Origin of the sequence: Kitasatospora sp. NPDC096077, assembly GCF_040303245.1 — a bacterium.
Lineage (GTDB): Bacteria > Actinomycetota > Actinomycetes > Streptomycetales > Streptomycetaceae > Kitasatospora.
Genome location: NZ_JBEOSV010000001.1, coordinates 57,279 through 80,705 on the forward strand (window position 1 = coordinate 57,279; position 23,427 = coordinate 80,705).

Here is a 23,427-nt window from a genome sequence, read left to right on the forward strand (position 1 = left end):
TCGTGCCCGGTCAGGTCGCCGAAGAGCCACCGCCCTATGGCAGTTGACGCGTCCCCGGCCCTACCATGAAAGCGGTCGGAGGGGGGGGCGATGGCCGGGATCAGGGCTGAGCCGGGACGGCGTCTGGAGCGCGCGCTCGCCTGGGCGATCAGGAACTCGGACGGCGTCGTGGCGTTCACCGGCGCCGTGGTCGTCGGTGTGCTCGACCTGCTCGGCGACGTCGTCCCGGAGCGGGTCGTCTCCGGCGCCACCCTCCTGGTGCTGGCCGCCCTGGTGTACGGGACGCTCGCGGACCGCAGGCGCCGCGCGGCGGACATCCAGGACGCGATGGCCGGGACGAGGCGGGCACTGGAGGACATGACGGCGATCCGCGAACTGGCGGGCTCCGAGGTCGAGCAGGCGCTCGCCCGGGCGCGGCAGAACACCGACCGGTGGGTGTTCAAGGGCGGCACCGGGACGTACCTGCGCGCCGTGACCCTCCCCGAGTGCGTTCGCGAGGCCCAGCACCGGCGCCGCGCCCTCACCGTCAAGATCGACATCGTGCACCCCGCCGACGAGCGGGCCTGCCGGGCCTACGCCCGCTTCCGCCAGAGCTTCGGCCGCCCCTCGGACGGCGAGCCCTGGACCACCGGCCGCACCCGCAAGGAGTCGCTCGCCACCGTGCTCGCCGCCTGCTGGTACCGCCAGCGGCTGGACACCCTGGAGATCGACGTCCACCTCTCCTCGGTGGTGCCGACCCTGCGCTACGACCTCTCGGCCTCCTGCGCGATCGTCACCCAGGACGACCCGAGCCGGGTGAGCCTGTACGTCGAGAAGGGCCGGCCGCTCTACGACTACTACGTCACCGACCTGCACCACTACCGCGAACAGGCCGTCAAGCTCGACCTCCGCGACGCGGAACCGCTCGGCGACGAGCCCACCGTCGAGGAGGTACGGCGGCTGTTCGACCGGCTGGGGCTGCCCCTGCCGACCGACCTGACGGACCGGGACGTCGGCGACGTCGTCGACAAGGCGCTGCGGGCGGAGAACCCGTACCGGAGGTGACACTGATGGACTTCGCCGTGCTGGAACGGCTGGCCGGGCGCACCGCGGCCGCGCCCGCGCTGCCCGGACTGGTGATCCGGGAGCTGGAGGAGATCGCCTCCGGCGCCCGCCCGCTGAGCGCCGTGGTGCACCCGCTCGGCTTCTACTGCCTGCCGGTGCTCCGGGAGGGCGAACTCGGCGTGTGCGTGCACGTCTTCGAGCCGGGCGGCCCACCGGAGTCGCTGGTGCACTGCCACAGTTGGGAGTTGACCAGCAGCGTGCTGTACGGGCGGATCGGCAACACCCGGATCCGGGTGTCCGACACGCTGGAGCGGCCGACGCACCGGCTCTTCGTGGTCGAGAGCGACCGCTCGGGCGTGGACCGGGTGCGGCCGACCTCGCGGCTGGTGCACAGCGAGGTCGAGTCCCGGCACACCAGCGCCCGCGGGGACACCTACACCCTGGCCGCCGGGACGTTCCACACGACCGTCGTGCCCGAGGGCGTCCCGGCGGCCACGCTGGTCCTCGCCCGGTCCCTGCCGGACGGCCGGGACCTCATGCTCGGGCCGGTGCACGCCCCCGCGTGGCGGACGGTGCGCCGGACCTGCGACCCCGACCGGACCACCCGGCTCGCCCGGACCTGCGCGAGGAGGATCCGTGAGCGGGGATAGCGGGCACCTCGGGCACAGCGGGCACGGCGGACACAGCGGAGGTGGCGGCCGTAGCGGGGACCCGGCCGGACCGCCGGGCCCGGGCGCCGGGTTCGCCGCCGAGTGCCGGACGGCGGTGGAGGCGGCGGAACAGGCCGGTGCGCTGCTGCGTTCGCGCTTCCAGCAGGAGCACACCGTCCGGACCAAGGGCGACCGCGGCGACGTCGTGACCGACCTCGACCTGCTGGCCGAGAGCCTGGTGGTGGCCCGGATCCGGGAGCGCTACCCGCACGACCGGATCCTCGCCGAGGAGGCCGGTCTGCTCGACGGCGACCGGCCGGACCGGACCTGGCTGATCGATCCGCTCGACGGCAGCAACAACGTGGTGATCGGCCTGGCCGCCTACGTGGTCGGGATCGCGTTGTGCGTCGGACAGCAGCCGGTGGTGGGCGTCGTGCACGACCCGGTGACCGGCCGGACCTGGCAGGCGCGGCGCGGCTGCGGAGCGTACGGCCCGCACGGGCGGATCGCCGGACAGCCGTACCGGCGGCCGGCGGCCGGGCCGGTGCTGGCCTGGACCCAGGGGCACGGCGTGGCCAGGGACGACCCGACGGCCCGTGGGCTCCGGACGGCGCTGGAGGGCGGCTCCCGGCGGCTGCTCCAGCTGTGGGCCCCGCTGCTCACCTGGTCGATGCTGGTGCACGGGGGCATCGACGGCTTCGTCGGCTACCGGCCGGAGGAGATCGACCTGCCGGCCGGCAGCCTGCTCGCCGCCGAGGCCGGGTTGGCGGTCCGGCGCCTGGACGGCGGCGAGTTCAGCCACCGGATCGGGCAGCGGGACACCGACCGCAGCTTCGTCGCCGGGCGCCCCGAGGCGATCGGCCACCTGCTAGACCTCGTCGCACGGGCGGACCGCATGCCGTGACCCGCCGACGCGGCGCCCGCGTCACGCCGTGGCCCGCCCGCGCGGCACCCGCGTCACGCCGTGAGCGCGAGCGCCGCCGTCGCCGCGAGCACCGCCGTGACGGCCAGCACGCCGCCCGCCGCGGTGACCCGCCCGACCGGCACCTTGACGCCGAAGGAGCGGCACCGCTCGTACCAGATCAGCGTCGCGAGCGAGCCCCACGGCAGTATCACCGGGCCCGCGTTGGTGCCGACCAGCAGCGCGAGCAGCTGGGTGTGGTTGCCGGCCGGCACGGCGGCCTCGCCGGCCAGGTAGACCGGCAGGTTGTTCAGCACGTTGGACAGGCCCGCCCCGGCCAGTGCGGCCCGGAACTGCCCGGCCGCGCCGCCGTCGGTGCCGATCGCGTTCTCCAGCAGGTGGTGCAGCCCGTGCGCGTCGACGGTCTGGACGACCAGGAACATGCCCGGCACCAGGACCAGCAGCCGCCACGGCACCAGCGAGGGCCGCAGCTCCGCCGGGCGGCGGACGGCGAACGCCACCACCGCGACGGCGGCCGTCGCGCTGGAGGCCAGCCACAGCGGCAGGTCGGCCAGCAGCACGGCGAGCAGGAAGACGCCGCAGCAGGCCGCGCAGATCCGGAACAGCACCGGATCGGCCGGCCGCAACGGCAGCGGCGGCCGGTAACCGTCCGCGCCGCGCCGGCCGCGCCGCCAGAAGAACACCCACAGGCAGGCCATCGTCACGGCCACGGCGGCGAGTTGGGGTGCCCACATCACCCGGGCCATGCCGGCCGGGGAGAGCGCGACCCGGTCCGCCGCCAGCAGGTTGGTCAGGTTGGAGACGGGCAGCAGCAGGCTGGAGGTGTTCGCGAGCCAGACCGTGGTCATCGCGAGCGGCAGCGGCGCGATCCCCACCCGTCCGGCGAGCGCCAGCATGACCGGCGTCAGGAGCACGGCCGTGGTGTCCAGGTTGAGCGTGACGGTGGTGAGCGAGGCGAAGGCCACGCACAGCACGAACAGCGCGGTGTAGCTGCCCCGGCCGGCCCGGGCCACCCAGGTCGCCACGGAGTCGAACACCTCTGCGGCGCTGGTCAGTTCGGCGAGCACGATGACGCTGGCGAGGAAGCCGAGCAGCGGCCCGATCCGGGCCATCGCGGCCCCGGCCGACGCGGTCGGCAGCAACCCGCTCGCCACGCAGGCCAACCCGCACGCGAGCAGCCCGGCGGCCACCCAGTCCAGCACTTCCAGACGCCTCAGGAACAACACGGGCAGTAGCATCGCACGCCGGTCCGGGTCCGGACAGGCCACCGTCCCGGCCCGACCGGGCTCGTCGCACCCTCCCCAAGAGCTGATGAACTGTCATAAAATTGGCGCATGGGAGCGCTTGACGCCGACCACGGGGACACCTCCGGGCCGCTCGATTTCTTCATCAGCTACTCGCCGGCCGACGAACGATGGGCCACCTGGATCGCCTGGACGCTGGAGGAGTCCGGGTACCGGACCTTCCTCCAGGCCTGGGACTTCGTTCCGGGCACCAACTTCGTCGACTTCATGGACCGCGGGATCACCGAGTCCGCCGCCGTGATCGCCCTGCTGTCCAGCCACTACGCGCGCTCGCGCTACGGCCGGCTGGAGTGGCAGGCCGCGCTGCGGGCCGATCCGGACGCCCCGGAACGGCGGCTGATCACCGTGCGGATCGAGGACATCGCGGTCGACGGCCTGCTGGCCATGATCTCCTACGTCGACCTGGCCGGCGTCGGGGACCCGGAGCGGGCCCGCCGACTGCTGCTGGCCCGGATCGAACAGGCGCTGGACGGCCACGCCCGGCCGCGGCTGCGGCCCGGCTTCCCCGGCGGCCCGGGCGGCGGAGCCCCCGCCGGGCCGCCGACCGGCGCCACCTACCTGCCGGACGGCGCCCTGGCGCCCTCGCCGCTGGTCCGCCCGATCGGCCTGACCGGCTGGAGCGGGCGGCGGCGCCCGTCCGCCCGGCCCGAGTTCCCGCCCGCCGCGCAGGACCGCACCGGGCGCGATTCGGTCACCGTCCTGCAGCTGGCCGGTCCGGCGTTCGGCCGCGGTCAGGACCCGGTCGACCTCCAGGCCGCGATCTGGGGCGACCTGGTCGCCCTCGCCGACGGCGGTGCGCCCGCCCCCGAACTGCTCGTCGTCACCGGCGACCTGACCGCCTCCGGCAGCCCCCGCGAGTGCGACCAGGCACTCGCCTTCCTGACCGGCCTGCGCACCCTGCTCGGCCTGGAACCGCACCGGGTCGCCGTCGTACCCGGCCCCCAGGACGTCAGCCTCGCCGCCTCCCGCGCCTACTTCAACACCTGCGAGGCCGACGAACAGCCGCCGCGCCCGCCGTACTGGCCCAAGTGGCGCCACTACACCCGGCTGTTCCAGGAGCTCTACCAGGGCCTGGACACGGTCTTCGACAGCGACCAGCCGTGGACGCTGTTCCCCGTGCCCGAACTCGGCACCGTGATCGCCGGACTCAACTCCTCGCTCGCCCACAGCCACCGGCCCGACGACCAGTACGGCTGGCTCGGCCCCGAGCAGGCCGCCTGGTTCGCCCAGGCCCTGCGACCGTACGAGGCCGAGGGCTGGCTGCGGATCGGCGCGCTGTCCCACCCGCTCACCGCCCCGTCGAGGACCGCCGCCACCGGCACCGGCACCGCCGCGGGCTCCGGCGCCGGCCGGCACCCGGGCGCGCTGCGCGACCTCGACCGCTTCACCCGGCTCACCGCGCCCCGGCTCCAACTCCTGCTGCACGGCCCGACCGACGGCCGCACCGCGGTGTCGGCCCTGCCCGTCCCGAACGGCGAACTGACCGTCGCCCGGGTCGCCGCGCCCGGCACCCACCAGCTGCTCCGGCTCACCCCCGACGGCCTCACCCGCTGGCCCGGCCCGTCCGGCAGCTCCCACGAACACCTCGACCGCCCGTGGCACGGCACCCACCGCGCCTTCGGCCCCGCGCCGGGCCCGGCCGCCGCCACCCCGCCCGTCGAGACCCCCGACCGCGAGGTCCGGGAGCTCGCCTCCCCGCTGGAGGCACTCACCGCCCGCGTCGCCGAGGTGTGCCGCACCCGGCACCAGGGCGCCCAACTGCGCTCCGTCGACGGCCCGCTGCCCCAACTCCTGGTCACCTGGAACGAGTCCGGCTTCGTGCGCCAGCAGCGCGTCGCCGTCTGCCTCGGCACCCCGCAGGCCGACGACATCGACCGCTTCATCTCCCAGGTGCACGCCGCCGAGTCGGCGGCGCCCGCCGGCACCGGGGGCGACGCCGAACTCGTCTACGAGGGCGCACCGCCCGGCCGCGGGCTGCGCGACCACGCCCGCCGGCGCGGCGTGCGGCTGCGCAGCTTCGTCGAGTTCCAGGGCCTGCTGGACCTGCACGACTACGTGGCCGCGCAGGGCGAACGGCTGCGCTCCGACGACCGGTACCCGCCGAGCCTCTACCTCCCGCAGCGCTTCCGCCGGCTCGACCACGACTCCGCCACCGAGGGCGACGCCCTGGTGGACCACCTGCTGGCCCGGCTCGACGGCGACCAGGGCCGCTTCGTCCTGCTGCTCGGCGACTTCGGGCACGGCAAGACCTTCGCCCTGCGCGAGCTCGCCCGCCGGATCCCGATCGAACTGCCGCAGCTGACGCCGCTGTTCATCGAGCTCCAGGCGCTCGACCGGGCGCACTCCTTCGACGAGCTGGTCGCCGCCCACCTGGCCGGCCACGGCATCGACACCATCGACCTGCGGGCCTTCCGCTACATGCTCCGCCAGGGCCGGATCGTGCTGCTCTTCGACGGCTTCGACGAACTCGTGAACCGGGTCAGCTACGAGCGCGCCGCCGACCACCTGCGGGTCCTGCTGGACGCCTCGGTGGACAGCGCCAAGATCGTGGTCAGCAGCCGCACCCAGCACTTCCGCTCCCAGCAGCAGGTGCTCACCGCACTCGGCGAGGCCGTCCGCCTGCACCCGCAGCGCGAACTGCTCGACCTCCAGGAGTTCACCCCCGCCCAGATCCGCAGCTACCTCGTCAACCGCTACGGCGACGAGGCCGTCGCCGAGCGCCGGCTGCGCCTGCTCCAGGACATCCCCGACCTCCTGACCCTGTGCCGCAACCCCCGCCTGCTCAGCTTCGTCGCCGAACTCGCCCACAACCGGCTCCGCTCGGTGGCCAGCGCCGGGCGCGCACTCAGCGCCGCCCGGCTCTACCAGGAGGTCTTCAGCGCCTGGCTGGAGTTCGAGGAGCGGCGCGGCCGGGGCGGTCCCGGTTCCGCCCCCGGACTCAGCCTGGACCAGTTGTGGGCGGCCGTCACCGAACTGGCCGTCCGGCTCTGGGAGAGCGGTCGCGACACCCTGCCGCTGGACGAACTCACCGACCTGGCGGGCACCCTGACCCCGCTCGCGGACGCCCGCCAGTCCGCCGCGCACACCGCGCACGCGGTCGGCTCCGGCAGCCTCCTGGTGCGCACCGACGACGGGATGTTCGAGTTCATCCACAGCTCGGTCATGGAGTGGCTGGTGGCCCGGGAGGCGGCCGTCCGGCTGACCGCGGCCCCGGCCGGCGGCCGCCCCGACGGCGGACTGCTCACCCGGGCGCGGTTCAGCCGCCTCGCCGTCGAGTTCCTGTGCGACCTCGCCGACCACCGGCTCTGCCAGGAGTGGGCGGAAGGCGTCCTGGCCGCCCCCGCCCCGGAACCGGCCCGGGCCATCGGCCGGCTGCGCGTCCCGCGCCGGACCGCCCCCGACGACGAGGTCGCCCGCGCCAACGCCCTGCGGATCCTGGCCCGGCTCCGGGTGCCCTCCCGCACCGACCTGCGCGGCGCCCTGCTGGTCGGCGAGGACCTCTCCCACCGGGACCTCTCCGGCGTCGACCTCAGCCACGCCGACCTCACCGACGCCCGACTGGTCGGCACCGACCTGTCGGGCGCCGTGCTGCGCGGCGCCCGGCTGGTGGGCGCCCGGCTCTCCGCCGCGAACCTGTCCGACGCCGACCTGTCCGACGCGGACCTGCGGCGCGCCCGCCTCATCCGCACCGACCTGCGCGGCGCCCGCGTCACCGGCGGCCACTGGCAGCGCGCCGCCGTCATCTCCGCCGACACCGACCCCGCGCTGCTCGCCACCCCCGAACTGCGCGTCGCGGCCGTCGCCCCCGGCCTCCCCGTCGAGGCCGGCTTCCGGCCCTCCGAGGTCGGCGTGCCGTACGGCTTCAGCGCCCGGACCAGCCGGCTGCCCGAGCCCGTCGCGTTCAGCACGGACGGCCAGTTGCTCGCCGTCGGCAGCGACGACGGGACCGTGCTGGTCTGCGACGCCCTCACCGGCACCGCGCTGCGCACCCTGCGCGACCACGTCGGCCGGGTGTACGCGGTGAAGTTCGCCGACGGCGTGCTCGCCACGGGCAGTGCCGACGGCACCGTCCGGCTGTGGGACCCGGTCTCGGGCGCCTGCCGCCACCGGCTGGAGGTGCACCCGGACGGCGTGTGGCCGGTCTCCCTGCGCCCGGACGGCCGACTGCTCGCCACCGGCGACGCCGAGGGCACGGTGACGCTCTGGGACCCCGCCGGGGGCCGCCCCCTGCACCGGCTTCCCGGCCACACCGCCCCGGTGTACACCGCCGTGTACAGCCCCGACGGCACCCTGCTGGTCACCGGCGACGCCGCCGGGGACGTCCGGATCTGGGAGGTCGGCACCGGGCGGCTCGTCACCTCCCTCAGCCGCCACCACGGCCCGGTCTACCGCGCCCAGTTCAGCCCCGACGGCACCCTCCTGGCCACCGGCGACGGCGGAGACCCGACCGGCGGCACCCCGCTCGGCGGGCGGCACCCCACCACCGGCGGCGCCGTCCGGCTGTGGAACACCGCCGGCTGGCACCTGCGCCGCACCCTCACCGGCCACACCGGCCGCGTCTACACCCTCGCCTTCCACCCCGAACAGCCGCTGCTGGCCAGCGGCGACACCACCGGTCAGGTCCGGCTCTGGGACACCGCCGCCGACGCCCCGGCCGGGCGGCTCACCGGCTGCGACGGCGCGGTGTACCAGGTCGCCTTCCACACCGGGCCGGAGGGAGCCGGGCCCGGCGGCCTGCTCGCCGCCGGGGACAGCTCCGGGGCGGTCCGGGTCTGGCAGCTCGGCACCGGCGGCGGCGACGGCGAACCCGCCGTCCTGTTGCGCCGCCAGCCGCAGGAGCACCACGGGTCCGTCTGGGCCTGCCAGTTCCGCCCGCACGGCGGCCCCGAGGGCTCCGACTCCGGGACGCTGCTGGTCACCGGTGGCAACGACGGCGCGGTCCGGCTCTGGGACGCCGCCACCGGGCAGAGCCGGCGGCTGTTGCGCGGGCACGGCCGCCGGGTCGGCGCGCTGTCTTTCAACAGCACGGGGAACCTGCTCGCCGCGGCCGGCAACGACGGGACGGTCCGCCTCTGGGACCCGGCCACCGGCCGCCGGGTCCGGGAGATCACCGGCCGCAGCAACCGGCTGGTCTCGGCCGAGTTCGGCCCGTCGGGGCCGGTCCTCGCGACCGCCAGCAACGACGGCGACATGTTCCTGTGGAACGCGGCGACCGGCGAGTACCAGCGGCGCCTGGACGTCGAGACCGAGCACGTCTGGGCCGAGGCCTTCAGCCCCGACGCCACCCTGCTGGCCACCGCCAACGACGACGACACCGTCCGGATCTGGTACCGCTCCACCGGCGCCCACGTCGTGACCCTCGCCGAACACCGGGGCCGGGTGCGCTCGATCGCGTTCGGCGCCGACGGCGAGAAGCTCGCCACCGCGTGCGACGACGGCAGGGTCCGGCTCTGGACCCTCTCGGACGGCCGCCTGCACAGCACCCTGGAGGGCCACACCGACCGCGTCTACGCCGTCGCCTTCGCCCCGGACGACTCCTGGCTGGCCAGTGCCTCCTGGGACGGCCGCGCCCTGGTCTGGGCCGACGGCCGGCCCCGGCACGAGCTGACCGGGCACACCGGCCGGCTGTGGACCGCCGCCGCCCACCCCGGCGGCGGTCTGCTCGCCACCGCCGGGGACGACCGGGTGATCCGGCTGTGGGACCCGCGCACCGGCGCCGGGGCGGGCCTGCTCTCCGGCCACACCGGCCGCGTCCTGGCGCTGGAGTTCAGCCCGGACGGCACCCTGCTGGCCAGCGGCTCGGAGGACGGCACCGTCCGGCTCTGGACCGTCCCCGCCGCGGGCTCCCCCGCCGCAGGTTCTCCCGGCGCCGGCTCTCCCGCCGTCCTCCGGGCCACCCTGCTCGCCACCCCCACCGGCTGGGCCGCGATCGGCCCGGACGGCGGCTACAAGTACGAGGGCGACCTCGCCGGGGAGTTCTGGCACGCCGTCGGCATGTGCCGCTTCGAGCCCGGCGAACTCGACACCGACCTGCCCGGCATCCGCCGGCTCCCGCTGGACGCGCCGCTCTGACCACCGGCCGTTCGGGTCCCGGCCGTCACCAGGGCAGCGGGCCGTCCTCCCCGAAGAAGCCGCCGCTCGGGCCGTCCGGGCCCAGGGTGGCCAGCCGCACGATGACGGCCGCGCCCTGGGCGGCGGTGCGGTCCACCTTGAACCCGGCGTCCTGCAGATCCCTGGTCAGGTCGGTGTCGCAGGGGCCGGGCGTCACGGCGTTGACCAGGATGCCGTGCGGGCGCAGCTCGTGGGCGTACTGGACGGTCAGCGCGTTGAGCGCGGACTTGGACGCCGGGTAGGCGGCGGTGGGGGGCACCCGGTACAGCGGGCTGTCCGGGGAGCTCTGCATGGTCAACGAGCCCAGTCCGCTGGACACGTTGACGATGCGCGCGGCGGCGGAGCGGTGCAGCAGCGGGAGCAGCGCGTTGGTGACCGTCAGCACACCGAAGACGTTGGTCTCGAAGATTCCACGGACCGCTTCGAGGTCGGCGGCGCTGGGCAGGTGCCCCGGGTCGTCGCCCTGGCCGGCGTTGTTGACCAGCACGTCCAGCCGCCCGAACCGTTCACCGATCCACCCGGCGGCCTGCCGCACGGTCTCCGGGTCGGTGACGTCCAGCGTCACCGGGTGCACGTCGGCCCCGGCGGCCAGCAGCTCGTCGGCGGCGGCCCGGCCGCGCTCGGGGTCGCGGGCGCCCACCACCACCGTCAGCCCGCGTTCGGCCAGTTGAAGGGCGATCTGGTAGCCGATGCCCTTGTTCGCCCCGGTCACCAGTGCCACCGCACCGGCCCGGGTTGCAGTCTCCGTCATGGTGACAGCCCATCACACCGCACGTGGCACTGGTCAAGACCATGGCGGCGGCGCGGCCTCCGTCCCGGTCCCGTGCGCGGCGGAGGTGGGGCCGTCGATGCTCTTGGCCATCGCGGCGAAGAACAGCGAGAGGTCCATGCTGCGTACCAGGTCGGACGCGCCGGTCGAGGTGGGCCGCTGGGCGTGGCCGGTCCGCAGCTCCCAGGCGCCGCTGAGGTAGGCGTTGCGCCAGGTGCCGTTCTCCGCGCCGTAGCCCAGCTGGGTCAGGGTCCGCGCCTGGAGGTCCTTGGCCCGAGCCAGCACGTCGGCGGGCACCGGGGCACCGGTGCCCGCCGGCGGCGAGGACGACGTGGTTGAGCAGCTCGGCGGCCCAGCGGTAGTCGTTCGTGTCGTAGGCCTGCTGGGCCAGCGTCACCACCGTGGCGGCGCCGCCCATGGCCTGGAGGTAGTTGACGGCCGCCGGGGTGGGCGGGAGCTTCCACAGGTTGGCCGGGTTGCCGTCGTACCAGCCCATGTACCGCTGGTCACTTCCTTCCCAGCGCATTGCATCCTCGATCGGAACTCGCACCGTTCCGCACACAGTGCGTCTTTCGGCGGACATCGGCCGGCCGAGCTGGGAATTCGACCACGAACAGGGGACGCTGGCCCGTGACACGAGGGGGCAATATGCCTGATGGCACCCGGATCGGGCGCGCAGTGGTGATCGGAGCGGGCGTGGCGGGCCTCACCGCCGCCCGGGTACTGGCGGACCATGCCGAGACCGTGACCGTCATCGAGCGGGACACGCTTCCGAGCGGGCCCGCGCCACGGCCCGGGGTGCCCCAGGCGCACCACGTCCACGCCCTCCTCGCCCTGGGGGCCGAAGTGCTGGAGGGCCACTTCCGCGGGCTGCGGGCGGAGTTGGAGCGGGCCGGCGCACCGGTGTGGGACTGGGGCGAGCGACTGTGCGCCGCGCTGCCCGGGGGCACGCCACCGCCGCTGCGCATGGGGATGCCGATCCAGACCCTCTCCCGGCCCCTGCTGGAGCACGTACTGCGCGGCCGGGTCGCGGAGTTGAAGCCCGTCACGGTCCTGGACGGACTGACGGTGACGGGTCTGCGCACGGGCGGCCCCGGCGAGGTCAGCGGGGTCCGCGTCGCGGGCGACGACGGCGAGGAGGAGATCGGCGCCGACCTCGTCGTGGACGCCTCGGGCCGTTCCTCCCACCTGCCGCAGTGGCTCGCCGGCCACGGCCTGCCCCGTCCCCGTGCCACGGTGGTCGACGCGCGGATCGGATACGCCTCCCGCACCTACACCTACCCCGAAGGCCGGTCGCGGCCCTCGTGGATGGGCCTCCTGCAACCGCTGCGGGCCCCCGACTTCCCCAGGGGCTGCTATGCCATCCAGATCGAGGACGACACGCTCCACGTCACCCTGCACGGCGCCGGCGGCACCCGACTGCCCCGGGACGAGGACGAGTTCCTGGACTACGCCCGCACGCTGCGCAGCCCGATCGGCGACACCATCGCCTCCCTCACCCCCGCCTCCCCGGTGCGCCGCTACGCCCGCACCCTCAACTCCAGGACGGCCTACCACCGGCTGCCCCGCTGGCCCACCGGGCTGATCGCCCTCGGGGACGCGGTGTGCGCCTTCAACCCCGCCTACGGGCAGGGCATGACCGTCGCCGCCCTGGAGGCCCGGCTCCTGGACCGGACGCTCCGCCGCCGGGCCCCGCTCGACGGACACGGCTTCCAGCGGGCACTGGCCCGCGTCACCGCCCTCCCGTGGCTGATGGCGACCGTTCCCGATCGGGCCTGGGAGCGGTCGGGAACGGCCTGGACGGTCAAGTCCGCCAACTGGTTCCTGAACCGGCTGATCGACACCGTCCCCCACGACCCACGGACCTACACCACGTTCTCCCAGCTCTTCCACATGACGGGAAGTCCCCTGGCCCTGGCGGACCCGCGGCTCCTGTCCCGAGTCCTCGCCCCTTCCCGCCCTGGCGGCCCCCTGGGGACGCCCGCGCCCTGAAACCCTCGGGCCGCGTCCTCGCAGGCAGGTTCGACTCGGGAAGAACGGGACTTCGCGAGGACCGCACTGCGGCCCGGCGGGGCCGCCACGAAAGCTCGAAAGCACGTCCGAAAGAACCCCGAAATGACTACCCGTCACCACCGCTGGGCCGGTCGAGGTACCGGGCCGTCAGCAGGTGGGAGAAGCCCATGATGGTCTCCTGCGGGCTGACCCCGGTGGCGCCCGGCAGGACGCTCGCGTCGCACAGCCGCAGGTTGGTGAAGCCGTACGGGCGCCCCTGGGCGTCGCACACCCCGCCCAGGTCGGGCGGGCCCATCCGACAGGACGCCATGGCGTGGACGGAGATCAGGTCCCAGTTCTCGGGCCGGGCGTGCCGCGCGAAGTCGGCCGCCTGAGCGGCGGTGGTCAGGCCGACGGGTGCGGGCGGCAGCAGTTCGACCGCGCCGGCCTCCAGGAGGAGTTCGGCGGTGTGCCGGAAGGCGGAGCGGAGCAGGTCCCGGTCGCCGTCGGTCAGGCGGTGCCGCAGGACCGCGCCGAGGCCGGGGACCGCCAGCAGCCGGGCGGTGCCCCGCACGCTCACCTGGGTCGTGTAGACCGCGATCCGGTCCAGCTGGGCCAGCATCCGGTCGACGGTCCCGGCGGGATGGGCGGCCAGCGCCGCGGCGAGCGACCCCGGAGTGAGGTTGCCGGGCATCACCAGCACGCCCCGGGCGGCGAACTCCTGCAGCTGCGCGGTGAAGATGGTGCCCTCGGTGGCCCGGACGGATTCGCCGAACCGCGCCACCGTACGGAAGTTGACGTGGAAGGCGATGGCCCGGCCCGGTCCGCGCCCGCCGATGCCGCTGCGCCGCAGCAGCAGCGCGCTGCCGATCGGACCGGCGGCCAGGAACACCGTCCGCGGGAGGTAGCGCACTCGTCGGCCGTCGCGCAGCGCGTGCACGACCGTGACCCGGGTGCCGTCGTGGTCGAGCCGGACGACCCGGGTGTCGGGCTCGACGACCGCCGCGAGCCGTTCGGCGGCGGGCAGGTAGCTCACCAGCATGCTCTGCTTGGCCCCGGTGGGGCAGCCGGTGACGCACCGGTTGGAGTGCCGGCAGCCCCGGACCACCCGGCGGGCCGGTGCCCAGCGCCAGCCGAGCCGGTCGGCCGCCTGGGCGAGCAGCACCGAGTCGCGGTTCCCCGGTCCGGGCGGCTGATCGACGACTCCGAGACGCCGCTCCGCCTCGGCCAGGTGCGGGGTGAGCTGGTGGGCCGCGAAGCCGTCGACGCCGGCGGCCGCCCAGCCCGCCAGCAGGCGTTCGGGCGGGCGCCAGAACAGCCCGCCGTTGACCACGGTGGTCCCCCCGACGCAACGCCCCTCCCCGAAGGGGATGGTGGGTGCGCCGTGGATGGGCACCAGACCGCCCTGGCGGTAGAGCAGCCGCAGGTTCTCGGCCGGTGACGCCCGGGTGATCCGCTCCTGGGGGACGAGCGGGCCCTCCTCCAGGACCCGGACCTCCCGGCCCGCGCCGGCGAGTTCCAGGGCCGCCGTGCTGCCACCGGCCCCCGAGCCGATCACCAGGGCGTCGCAGCGGACGATCCGGACGGCCCCGGTCATCCGAGCTCCCGCCGTGGTGCGGCGGCGGGTCCGTCCAGGGCGCCGTGCAGGGCCAGCGCCAGGCTCACCCTGAGCAGTTCGGCGAAACCGGGCACCGTGGACAGCCGGTCGGCGACCCGTTGCGAACGGGCCCGGTCCGAGGTGCCCCGGAACGGGCCCGTCGGGTCCGCGAGGACGACGGCGACCGGGAACACCCGCATCAGCAGCGCGAACACCACCCGGTACGGCCTCGGGAGAGCCGCCAGGGTGGCGGCCGTGTGGTGGACCGCGGCGGCCCGGCGGGACGGCTCGGCCAGGGCCGTGCAGCGACCCGCCCACAGCGGCGGGAGCCCGGCGGAACGCACCCGCCGTTCCCAGGCCCGCAGGCGACGGTGCTCCCGCACGGTCCGGAACCCTTCGACGGCTGATGCGGCGGGGGCCGCCGGGGCGCTCATGCGGTGACCTTCTCCCGGACCAGGCCCGCCAGCAGCCGGGGCATGCCCTTGGCCAGGACCGCGTCCAGGGCCTTCAGGAAGACGTCGAGGTCGGCGTCCTCGGCCACCAGCGGAGGCGCCGCGATCAGCGGGAGGTCCCGGTTGGAGCCGTAGTAGGTGAGCACACCGTGGTCGCGGTAGAGGGCGGCGACCACGGCGGCGGTGGCCAGCTTGGCCCCGGCCTGCGGGTCGCGCGCGAAGGAGGACGGCAGCAGCCGCAGCGCGTGGTCGAGGGCGGCCGGACCGTGCCGCAGGACGACGCCCTGGAGGGCGCCGGTGCCCCGCACCTCCGCGATCAGCTGCGGGTGGTCGGCGGCGAGCGCGGTGAGACCGGTGTGCAGCCGCTCGCCGAGGTGGCGGGCCCGGGCGGGGTAGTCGTCCTCGACCGCGATCGCCACGGCCTCCAGCGCGGTGACCGTCTCCTCGCCGAAGCCGTAGTAGGTGGTGCTGTGCAGGGTGGCGTCGGGGAGCGAGTCGTAGGCCCGGCGGAAGACCGGTTCCCTGGCCACGTAGCCGGAGATGGACGCCTTGCCGCCGCCGAAGGACTTGGAGGTGGTCACCACGTCCGGGACCAGACCGGGGTGGCGCATGAAGTGGAAGAGCGAACCGGTCCGGCCCCAGGAGGTGTAGACCTCGTCGAAGATCAGGACGATGTCGTGCTCGGTGCACAGCCGGCGCGCCTCGCGCAGGAACTCCTCCGAGCACTCGCGCAGGCTGGAGGCGCTGAAGGGTTCCAGGACCAGCGCGTAGACGTCGCTGCCGCCCTCGGGCGTGGTGTGCCGCTCCAGGGCCAGTTCGAGGGAGGCGAGGTCGTCGAAGGCGAAGCCGTCCGTGCCGGGGATCCGCGGGAAGCTGAAGTGCACCTCCGGCGAGGCGGTCAGGCTCCCGGCGCCGAGCAGCTTGCCGTGGAAGGCGATGTCGGAGTGCAGTACGGTGCCGCGGTGGCCGCGGTGGTACTTGTAGGCCATCTTGAGGGCGCCCTCGACGGCCTCCGCGCCCGAGTTGGGGAAGTAGCTGACGTCGAGGTCCGCGGGAAGCAGCTGGGCCAGGTTGTGGCCGAGCGCGGCGACGTACGGGGAGAAGTAGTTCTTGTGCACCTCCATCCGCCGCAGTTCCTGGAAGCGTCGGCGGGCGGCCAGGATGCGGGGGTGGTTGTGGCCGTGGTTGAGGACGCCGATCCCGCCGGTGAAGTCCAGGATCCGCCGCCCGTCGCGCAGGGTGATCCAGCAACCGGAGGCGCTGTCCACCACATCGCGGCCGAACCCGAAGGCGGAGAGCAGCGTCACCTGGCCCCGGCTGACATGACGACGGTAGAGCTCGTGCACCCGCGCGATGGGCATCCGCTCGCAATCCTCGGTGCTGATCAGGGAGTTCATCGCGTCGCCTCCTCAGGGACGGTGCGGTGGGCGGTGCGGATCCGGTCGGCGATCAGGCGGCCGACCTGCCGCCCCTGCCGCACGGCGTAGTTGGTGCCCCGGTCCTGGGGGTAGACCTGGGCCATGCTGGCCAGGTAGAGCCCCGGCACGTCGGTCTCCACCGCGGGGATGCGGTCGGAGTAGTGCGGGGTGATGACCGGCTGGGCGTGGTCGGCCCGCCAGACGTGGTGGCGGCGGACCCAGTCGCGCCGGAACTGCGGGAACATCCGGCTCAGGTGCGGAAGGCTGGCGTCGAACACCGCGTCGTCGTCCATCCGGTACAGCTCGGCGCTGGTCGGGAGGTAGGCGGACAGGTAGACCAGGTGCCGCCCGGCGTAGGCGTCGGAGGCCTCCAGGTTGGTGTGCTCGATGACGCCGACGTAGGGGAAGGACGGGTCGGTGACGTTGAGCCAGTAGGTGTCCGACAGGGAGCGGTCGGTCTGCAACACCAGGCACAGATTGGCGAGGTAGGGGATGTCGGACAGCCGACGGCGGACGGCCGGCACGTCCGGATGGGGCGGCGGTCCGGCGGGGGCGGCTGCGGGGGCGTCGACGGGGACGGGGGCGAGGAAGCCGGCCAGCAGGTCCGGTGCCGTGGTGGCCAGCACCCGCCGCGCGGGCAGCACGCCGCTGTCGGTGCGGACCCCGCACACCCCGCGGGCGTCGGTCAACACCTGCCGCACCGGGGTGCCCGTGCAGATCCGGACCCCCAGTTCGGAGAGGCGCGCGACCCACGCGTCCAGCAGGGCGGCGCAGCCACCGCGCAGGTAGTAGAGGACCTCGCGGCCGCTGTGCGACCGGCTGCCGCCGCGCAGGTGGAGCTTGGTCCACATCCAGGTGGCGCCGACCTCGGCCGCGTACTCGCCGAACTTGCCCTCCAGCAGCGGACGCCAGACCGTCTCGTAGACCTGCGGCCCGCTCAGCTCCAACAGCCACTCCCGGGCCGTGAGGTCCTCCAGGTCCCGCCAGTGCTTCACCTGGTGGGCCCGGACCGCGGACCAGCCCAGCCGGACCCGGTCGGGCAGCGGGAGCGGGGCGAAGCGCAGCACGTCCCACGGGCTCGACAAGCGGTACACCGAGTTCGCGTAGTAGACGCCGGTCCGGGTCCGGTGCGGCTGGAGGAGGTCGGAGCAGCCGAGCTCCGCACACAGCCCCTGGACCTCCAGGTCGGAGGAGAACCAGTGGTGGTAGAAGCGTTCCAGCCGGGCTCCCCCGACCTCGAAGGACCCTGCCAGGCCGCCGACGTACGGCTCGCGCTCCAGCACCCGGCAGGGCACCCCGGCCAGGGCGAGTTCATGGGCGGCGGCCAGGCCGGTGAACCCGCCGCCGATCACCAGGACCTCGTCGCCGGACGCCGGGGCCGGCGCCCGGCCGTTCGCTCGGCCGTTCGCTCGGCCGTTCGCTCGGCCGTTCAGCGGTGCCGTGCCCGCCGTCGGGCCGCTCAGGTGCCGCGGACCGGGTCCCGGGGCCGCGCTGTTCTCGGACATCGCTGCTCCCTTCGAATCCTCCGGTGCTGTTCCGTCCGAAGGCGATGGGTGTGGGAGGTGTGGAGGGCCCGGGCGGCGCGGGCCCGCCCTCGTCGGCATCGGAGGCGCCCCGCGGTCCCGCCGCAGGGCGCAGCAGCCGCGGTACTCCGGTCGACCACTGCTGAGAGGGGAGGGTGGCGTGCCGTCCGCCGAAGGGACGCCGCCACGCGGGGAGGGCGTCGGAACCGCCGCCGGTGATTCGGGCTCCCAGAGGACCGTAGCACCGGGCCCGGCTCCCGGCCTGCGGAGGAGCGTCCGCCCGCCCGCCCACGGCCGCCCCAGCCCCCCGGCCAGGTGGCCGGGGGCCGCCGTTCCGGTTGCCCGGGGCGTCGCGCAGCCGACATCATCGAGGCGGGAACCCGGCCGCGTCGGCGACCGCCGGATCCGGTCGGGAGACCGCCCAGGAAGCCGCTCGGGAAGCCGATCGGCGAACGGCGACCAGGAAGGCGACGACCGATGGACGCCACGCCACAGCAGCCGCTGCGCTACGCCGTCGGACTGCCCAACCGGCGCGAGTACGCGGATCCCCGGCTGCTCCGCGAACTGGGACTGCTGGCCGAACGGTCCGGCTGGGACGGCTTCTTCGTCTGGGACGGCCAGGTCGCGGAACACCCGGACGAGCACCTCACCGACGCGTGGACCACCCTGGCCGCGATCGCCGCCGACACGGAGCGCCTGCGACTCGGCGTCATGGTGAACGTGCTCGCGCTCAAGCATCCCGCCGAAGTCGCCCGCGCGACCGTCGCGTTGGACCTGCTCAGTGGCGGTCGGCTGGTCTTCGGTGCCGGCCTGGGGTCCTCCGCCGCCGAGTTCGAGGCGCTGGGCCACGATCCGGACCCGCGGGTGCGTGCGGAGAAGCTGGACGAAGCCCTGCACGTCCTCGACGGGCTCTGGACGGGCCGGCCGTTCACCTTCCACGGCCGCTGGTTCACGGTCACCGACCTCACCTTCCAGCCGGTGAGCCCGCAACACCCCCGCATCCCGGTGTGGATCGCCGGCACCTGGCCCGCGCGGCGCCCGATGCGGCGGGCCGCGCACTGGGACGGCGTCTTCCCCACCCGGGCGGGAGTGGGCCACACCGAGATGATGCCCCCGGCCGACCTGGCGGCCGTGGTCTCCTACGTCCGCGCCCAGCAGGCGGACCGGGAAAGGCCGTTCGACGTCGTCATGGAGGGGCAGACGTCCGGGCTCCGGCCTGAGGCCGACGAGACGGTCATCGCACCGTACCGGGCGGCCGGCCTCACCTGGTGGGTGGAGAAGCTCGGCTGGTTCCGGGGCCCGGTCGACCTCGTCCGCGCTCGGATCGGAGCCGGGCCCCCTTGCCCCACCGACCCGGGAGCCGCCCCCACCGGGAGCACGTCCCCGGTCGCGTTGTAGGCGGCCCGCCCGACCCCGCAGAACGGGACCACGTCGGGGTCGATCGTGATGTTGTTGGCGCGCAGACGGTTCCGGACGAAGAAGTGAGGTGGTTGCGAACATATGACCTCCGGTCAGCCCTGGTCACCGCGGCTGCTCGCCCGCGTCTCCCGGGTTCCCGGCCGAAGGCGACGGCGGGTAGGGCCGGCGGGCGCGCTCGGTGATGTTGCGGGCCATGCCGCCGAACACCACCGTGTGGAACGGTGCGACGGACCACCAGTAGACGTGGCCCGCCAGGCCCTGCGGGTGGAACAGGGCGCGCTGGCGGTAGCGGGTGCGGTGGTCGCCGTCCGGGGTGACGGACAGTTCCAGCCAGGCCAGGCCGGGCAGCCGCATCTCGGCGCGCAGCCGGAGCAGCCGGCCCGGCTGGATCTCCTCGACGCGCCAGAAGTCGAGGGAGTCGCCGACCCGCAGCCGGGCGGGGTCGCGGCGGCCCCGGCGCAGGCCGACGCCGCCGACCAGGCGGTCGAGCCAGCCCCGCAGGGCCCAGGCGAGCGGGAAGGAGTACCACCCGTTGTCGCCGCCGATGCCCTCGATCACCCGCCAGACGGCGGCGGATGAGGCGGTCACGGTGCGTTCCTGGAGGTCCTGGTAGAGGCTGCCGCCGGCCCAGTCGGGGTCGCTCGGCAGGGGGTCGCTGGGAGCACCGGGCAGGGAGGCCGAGGACCAGCGGGTGGCGACCTCGGCGTCCTTGATGCGGCGCAGGGCGAGGGTCACGGCCCGGTCGAAGCCGGTCAGGCCCTCCGGTGGGTCGGGCACCCACCGGGCGAGGTCGTGCTCGCCGCAGACCACCTCGTGGCGCAGCGACTCCACGAGCGGACGGGCGATGGCGTTCGGTACCGGGGTCACCAGGCCGACCCAGTGACCGGAGAGCCGCGGAGTGAGCACCGGCACGGGCACGATGAGGCGCCGCGGCAGTCCGGCGATCCGTGCGTAGCGGTGCATCATCTGCGCGTACGTCAGGACCTCCGGGCCGCCGATGTCGAAGGTGCGGTTGACCTCCGGCGGCAGCTCGGCGGCGCCGGCCAGGTAGCGCAGGACGTCCCGGACGGCGATCGGCTGGATCCGGGTGGCGACCCAGCGCGGCGTGACCATCGCGGGCAGGCGTTCGGTGAGGTGGCGGAGCATCTCGAACGAGGCGCTGCCGGAGCCGATGATCACGGCCGGTTCACGCCCGGAGGCCCAGTCGAAGCGTTTTTGCAGCGTTTCACGAGAGCGGCCGCAGGTCCCGGAGAGTGTTCACACCGGTGCGGCGCGACACGAATCACCGTAGGGTGTCATCCAGACGATGACAGGGGCGCGGGTCAGCGGGAGGGGGACGACATGGATGCGCACGACGACGCCATGAACGCGCGGGACGCCGGCGGGGCCGGGGCGGGTCCGGCCTCGTTCCCGGCCGCGGCCGCCGCGCTGGGCGCGATGGAGGCCGCCGCCCGCACCGCCCGGCAGGCACCGCCGGACGACGCGGCGGAGCGCGACCCGCAGCAGGCCCTGGCCGCGCTGGTGGTCCTGCACCGGCTGCGCGAGGAACTCGCCGAGTGGGAGACCGGCCTGATCGAGACCGCCCGCGAGGCCGGCGCGACCTGGGCCGACCTCGCCGAACCGCTCGGTGTCCGGAGCCGGCAGGCCGCCGAGCGCCGCTACCTGCGCCTGCGGCCCGACGCGGACGCCGGCACCGAGGCGGGCAGCACCGGCGAGCAGCGCGTCCAGGCCGTCCGCGGCCGGCGCGCCGCCGACCGCGCGGTGACCGCCTGGGCCCGCGAGCACGCCGCGGAGCTGCGCCGCCTCGCCGGGCAGATCGGCGCCCTGGACGACCTGAGCGCCGCGGCCGTGCCCGCCCTGGAGCGCCTCATGGAGGCGCTCGGCCACCACGACCCCGCACGCCTGCTCGCCCCGCTCGCCGAGACCCGGCCGCTGCTGGCGGCGGACCACCCGGCGATCGCCGATCGCCTCGACGAACTCACCGCCCGGACCGACCGGTTGCGCGCCGACAGCGACCTGCGGCGCCGCACACCCCCGGCCGGGCCGTGAGCGGCCGGGCCGTTCCCGAACCCCTTTCCACTTTTCCACCTCTTGAAGGAGACGCCCTCCGTGGCCAGTTCGACCCAGACGCTGGAGTTCCAGGCGGAGACCCGCCAGCTGCTCCAGCTGGTGATCCACTCGATCTACTCGAACAAGGACATCTTCCTGCGCGAGCTGATCTCCAACGGCTCCGACGCCCTCGACAAGCTCCGTCTGGAGTCCCTCAGCGACTCCGCCCTCGACGCCGACACCTCCGACCTGCACATCGTGCTGGAGGTCGACCAGGAGGCCCGCACCCTGACGGTGCGGGACAACGGCATCGGCATGACCCGTGAGGACGTCGTCGAGCTGATCGGCACCATCGCCAAGTCCGGCACCGCCACCCTGTTGGCGAAGATCAAGGAGGCCAAGGACGCGGCCGCCGCGCAGAGCCTGATCGGGCAGTTCGGCGTCGGGTTCTACTCGGCGTTCATGGTCGCCGACAAGGTCACCCTGCGCACCCGGCGGGCGGGCACCGAGCAGGGGACCCTGTGGGAGTCCGACGGCGAGGGCACCTACACCATCGCGGAGGCCGAGGGCCTGCCGGTGGGCACGTCCGTGACGCTGCACCTCAAGCCGGTGGACGGCGAGGACGGGCTGGGCGACTACCTGGCCGGGTGGAAGATCCGCCAGATCGTCAAGCAGTACTCGGACTTCATCCGCTGGCCGATCCGGATGGCCGCCGAGACCACCGGTGTCGCTGCCGAGGCGGAGGACGAGACCGCACCCGAGGCGGAGAAGCCGTCGGAGAAGCTGGAGACGCTGAACTCGATGAAGGCGCTGTGGGCCCGTCCCCGCAGCGAGGTGACCGAGGCCGAGTACCACGAGTTCTACCAGCAGATCAGCCACGACTGGCAGCCCCCGGCCGAGACCGTCCACATGCGCGCCGAGGGCACCTTCGAGTACGAGGCGCTGCTGTTCATCCCCTCCCACGCCCCCTTCGACCTGTTCTCCCGCGACACCAAGCGGGGCGTGCAGCTGTACGTCAAGCGCGTGTTCATCATGGACGACTGCGACGCGCTGATGCCGAACTACCTGCGGTTCGTCAAGGGAGTCGTCGACGCCCACGACCTGTCGCTGAACGTCTCCCGCGAGATCCTGCAGCACGACCGCCAGATCACCGCCGTGCGCCGGCGCCTGGTCAAGAAGGTCCTCGGCGCCCTGAAGGACGTGAAGACCAACAAGGCCGAGGCCTACACCGCGCTGTGGGAGCAGTTCGGCCGGGTCCTCAAGGAAGGCCTGCTGGAGGACCGCGACAACACCGACGCGCTGCTGGAACTGGTCTGCGCCGCCTCGACCAACGACCCGGAGAAGCCGACCACGCTGCGCGAGTACGTGGACCGGATGAAGGACGGCCAGGACACCATCTACTACCTGTCCGGCGAGAACCGGGCCATGGTGGAGAACTCCCCGCACATGGAGGCCTTCACCGCCAAGGGCTACGAGGTGCTGATCCTCACCGACCCCGTCGACGAGGTCTGGACCGACCAGGTCCCCGCCTTCGACGGCCACGCCTTCCAGTCCATCGCCAAGGGTCAGGTCGACCTCGACGGCGACGCCGACGGGGACGACGGCGACCAGGCGAAGGCCGAGAAGGCCCAGCGCGAGCAGGACTTCGCCCCGCTGGTCGGCTGGCTCCGGACCGCCCTGGCCGAGCACGTCAAGGAGGTCCGCCTCTCCACCCGGCTCACCACCTCCGCCGCCTGCCTGGTCGGCGACGCCCACGACCTGACCCCCACCCTGGAGAAGCTGTACCGGGCCATGGGCCAGGAACTCCCGGCCGTCAAGCGCATCCTCGAACTCAACCCGACCCACCCCCTCGTCACCGCCCTGCGCCGGGCGCACGAGGCGAACGCCGACGACCCGGCGCTGGTCGACACCGCCGAACTCGTCCACGGCAGCGCCCTGCTCGCCGAGGGCGGCGACCTGCCCGACCCGGCCCGCTTCACCCGCCTGCTGACCGAGCGCCTCACCCACACCCTGTAACCCCGCCCGCCCGGGGTGCGGCCGGCCGCACCCCGGGCAGCACGGGCTCTGCCGTTCGCGTGCGCACCCACGCGGCCGGGTATGCATCGGTGCACCGGACGAACCTCCCACCGGCAGAAGGCACTTGCTCCCCCGCTCGGCAGCCGCAGGCCACCGTCCCC

Annotated in this window: 15 protein-coding genes and 2 pseudogenes; 8 read left to right on the plus strand and 9 right to left on the minus strand. The window is 74.4% G+C overall.

Annotation, left to right across the window (positions count from 1 at the left end; genetic code table 11):
* Positions 1-90: 90 nt before the first annotated feature.
* The 3 genes from ABTZ03_RS00265 to ABTZ03_RS00275 are packed head-to-tail and all read left to right on the plus strand — an operon-like array spanning position 91 to position 2,598.
* Positions 91-1,044, plus strand: a complete 954-nt coding sequence (locus ABTZ03_RS00265; protein WP_350510570.1) for a hypothetical protein — start codon at positions 91-93, stop codon at positions 1,042-1,044.
* Between the two features lie 5 nt (positions 1,045-1,049).
* The gene (locus ABTZ03_RS00270) at positions 1,050-1,694 is read left to right on the plus strand and encodes a hypothetical protein (RefSeq protein ID WP_350510571.1); all 645 of its coding nucleotides are present in this window, start codon (positions 1,050-1,052) and stop codon (positions 1,692-1,694) included.
* Positions 1,681-2,598: an inositol monophosphatase family protein gene (locus ABTZ03_RS00275; RefSeq protein WP_350510572.1), complete on the plus strand. Its 918-nt coding sequence runs from the start codon at positions 1,681-1,683 to the stop codon at positions 2,596-2,598. The genes ABTZ03_RS00270 and ABTZ03_RS00275 overlap by 14 nt, the downstream gene beginning before the upstream one ends.
* Before the next feature lie 53 nt (positions 2,599-2,651).
* Here the strand turns inward: ABTZ03_RS00275 and ABTZ03_RS00280 are convergent, their stop codons facing one another.
* Positions 2,652-3,854: an ArsB/NhaD family transporter gene (locus ABTZ03_RS00280; RefSeq protein ID WP_502894357.1), complete on the minus strand. Its 1,203-nt coding sequence runs from the start codon at positions 3,852-3,854 to the stop codon at positions 2,652-2,654.
* A 96-nt stretch (positions 3,855-3,950) separates the two neighbouring features.
* On the opposite strand from ABTZ03_RS00280, the gene ABTZ03_RS00285 reads away from it, so the two are divergent.
* Entirely contained in the window at positions 3,951-9,992 is a 6,042-nt protein-coding gene (locus ABTZ03_RS00285; RefSeq protein ID WP_350510574.1) for a WD40 domain-containing protein, read from the plus strand.
* A 25-nt stretch (positions 9,993-10,017) separates the two neighbouring features.
* On the opposite strand, the gene ABTZ03_RS00290 is transcribed toward ABTZ03_RS00285, so the two are convergent.
* The 3 genes and pseudogenes from ABTZ03_RS00290 to ABTZ03_RS00300 form a co-directional block, all read right to left on the minus strand.
* The gene (locus ABTZ03_RS00290; protein WP_350510575.1) at positions 10,018-10,782 is read right to left on the minus strand and encodes an SDR family oxidoreductase; all 765 of its coding nucleotides are present in this window, start codon (positions 10,780-10,782) and stop codon (positions 10,018-10,020) included.
* A gap of 33 nt (positions 10,783-10,815) precedes the next feature.
* Entirely contained in the window at positions 10,816-11,097 is a 282-nt protein-coding gene (locus tag ABTZ03_RS00295; protein ID WP_350510576.1) for an alkyl sulfatase dimerization domain-containing protein, read from the minus strand.
* Between the two features lie 76 nt (positions 11,098-11,173).
* Positions 11,174-11,383: pseudogene (locus tag ABTZ03_RS00300) on the minus strand (alkyl sulfatase dimerization domain-containing protein); the annotation flags it as partial.
* A gap of 65 nt (positions 11,384-11,448) precedes the next feature.
* On the opposite strand from ABTZ03_RS00300, the gene ABTZ03_RS00305 reads away from it, so the two are divergent.
* A complete protein-coding gene (locus ABTZ03_RS00305) occupies positions 11,449-12,792 on the plus strand; it encodes an NAD(P)/FAD-dependent oxidoreductase (RefSeq protein WP_350510577.1) in 1,344 nt (447 codons plus the stop codon).
* A 127-nt stretch (positions 12,793-12,919) separates the two neighbouring features.
* On the opposite strand, the gene ABTZ03_RS00310 is transcribed toward ABTZ03_RS00305, so the two are convergent.
* The 4 genes from ABTZ03_RS00310 to ABTZ03_RS00325 are packed head-to-tail and all read right to left on the minus strand — an operon-like array spanning position 12,920 to position 17,764.
* Positions 12,920-14,389, minus strand: a complete 1,470-nt coding sequence (locus tag ABTZ03_RS00310; protein ID WP_350510578.1) for a GMC family oxidoreductase N-terminal domain-containing protein — start codon at positions 14,387-14,389, stop codon at positions 12,920-12,922.
* The gene (locus ABTZ03_RS00315; protein ID WP_350510579.1) at positions 14,386-14,823 is read right to left on the minus strand and encodes a hypothetical protein; all 438 of its coding nucleotides are present in this window, start codon (positions 14,821-14,823) and stop codon (positions 14,386-14,388) included. The genes ABTZ03_RS00310 and ABTZ03_RS00315 overlap by 4 nt, the downstream gene beginning before the upstream one ends.
* Positions 14,820-16,238: an aspartate aminotransferase family protein gene (locus ABTZ03_RS00320; protein WP_350510580.1), complete on the minus strand. Its 1,419-nt coding sequence runs from the start codon at positions 16,236-16,238 to the stop codon at positions 14,820-14,822. The genes ABTZ03_RS00315 and ABTZ03_RS00320 overlap by 4 nt, the downstream gene beginning before the upstream one ends.
* On the minus strand, positions 16,235-17,764 hold the full coding sequence (locus ABTZ03_RS00325) for an NAD(P)/FAD-dependent oxidoreductase (RefSeq protein ID WP_350510581.1): 1,530 nt from the start codon (positions 17,762-17,764) through the stop codon (positions 16,235-16,237). Before ABTZ03_RS00325 ends, ABTZ03_RS00320 begins: the two co-directional genes overlap by 4 nt.
* Positions 17,765-18,259: 495 nt before the next feature.
* Between ABTZ03_RS00325 and ABTZ03_RS00330 the strand changes: the two genes are divergently transcribed.
* Entirely contained in the window at positions 18,260-19,180 is a 921-nt protein-coding gene (locus tag ABTZ03_RS00330; RefSeq protein WP_350510582.1) for an LLM class flavin-dependent oxidoreductase, read from the plus strand.
* 123 nt (positions 19,181-19,303) lie between these two features.
* Here the strand turns inward: ABTZ03_RS00330 and ABTZ03_RS00335 are convergent.
* A pseudogene (locus ABTZ03_RS00335) lies at positions 19,304-20,383 on the minus strand (SDR family oxidoreductase); the annotation flags it as partial.
* A 159-nt stretch (positions 20,384-20,542) separates the two neighbouring features.
* Here ABTZ03_RS00335 and ABTZ03_RS00340 point away from each other — a divergent pair.
* The gene (locus tag ABTZ03_RS00340) at positions 20,543-21,250 is read left to right on the plus strand and encodes a type III effector protein (RefSeq protein ID WP_350510583.1); all 708 of its coding nucleotides are present in this window, start codon (positions 20,543-20,545) and stop codon (positions 21,248-21,250) included.
* Between the two features lie 60 nt (positions 21,251-21,310).
* Positions 21,311-23,266: a molecular chaperone HtpG gene (gene htpG / locus ABTZ03_RS00345; RefSeq protein ID WP_350510584.1), complete on the plus strand. Its 1,956-nt coding sequence runs from the start codon at positions 21,311-21,313 to the stop codon at positions 23,264-23,266.
* Positions 23,267-23,427: the final 161 nt, after the last annotated feature.

What these genes read in the sequence shown, in the direction of transcription:
- ABTZ03_RS00265 (WP_350510570.1), top strand. Translation starts at nt 91, where the DNA reads ATGGCCGGGATCAGGGCTGAGCCGGGACGGCGTCTGGAGCGCGCGCTC.
- ABTZ03_RS00270 (WP_350510571.1), top strand. Translation starts at nt 1,050, where the DNA reads ATGGACTTCGCCGTGCTGGAACGGCTGGCCGGGCGCACCGCGGCCGCG.
- ABTZ03_RS00280 (WP_502894357.1), bottom strand. Translation starts at nt 3,854, where the DNA reads ATGCTACTGCCCGTGTTGTTCCTGAGGCGTCTGGAAGTGCTGGACTGG.
- ABTZ03_RS00285 (WP_350510574.1), top strand. Translation starts at nt 3,951, where the DNA reads ATGGGAGCGCTTGACGCCGACCACGGGGACACCTCCGGGCCGCTCGAT.
- ABTZ03_RS00290 (WP_350510575.1), bottom strand. Translation starts at nt 10,782, where the DNA reads ATGACGGAGACTGCAACCCGGGCCGGTGCGGTGGCACTGGTGACCGGG.
- ABTZ03_RS00305 (WP_350510577.1), top strand. Translation starts at nt 11,449, where the DNA reads ATGCCTGATGGCACCCGGATCGGGCGCGCAGTGGTGATCGGAGCGGGC.
- ABTZ03_RS00310 (WP_350510578.1), bottom strand. Translation starts at nt 14,389, where the DNA reads ATGACCGGGGCCGTCCGGATCGTCCGCTGCGACGCCCTGGTGATCGGC.
- ABTZ03_RS00315 (WP_350510579.1), bottom strand. Translation starts at nt 14,823, where the DNA reads ATGAGCGCCCCGGCGGCCCCCGCCGCATCAGCCGTCGAAGGGTTCCGG.
- ABTZ03_RS00320 (WP_350510580.1), bottom strand. Translation starts at nt 16,238, where the DNA reads ATGAACTCCCTGATCAGCACCGAGGATTGCGAGCGGATGCCCATCGCG.
- ABTZ03_RS00325 (WP_350510581.1), bottom strand. Translation starts at nt 17,764, where the DNA reads ATGTCCGAGAACAGCGCGGCCCCGGGACCCGGTCCGCGGCACCTGAGC.
- ABTZ03_RS00330 (WP_350510582.1), top strand. Translation starts at nt 18,260, where the DNA reads ATGGACGCCACGCCACAGCAGCCGCTGCGCTACGCCGTCGGACTGCCC.
- ABTZ03_RS00340 (WP_350510583.1), top strand. Translation starts at nt 20,543, where the DNA reads ATGGATGCGCACGACGACGCCATGAACGCGCGGGACGCCGGCGGGGCC.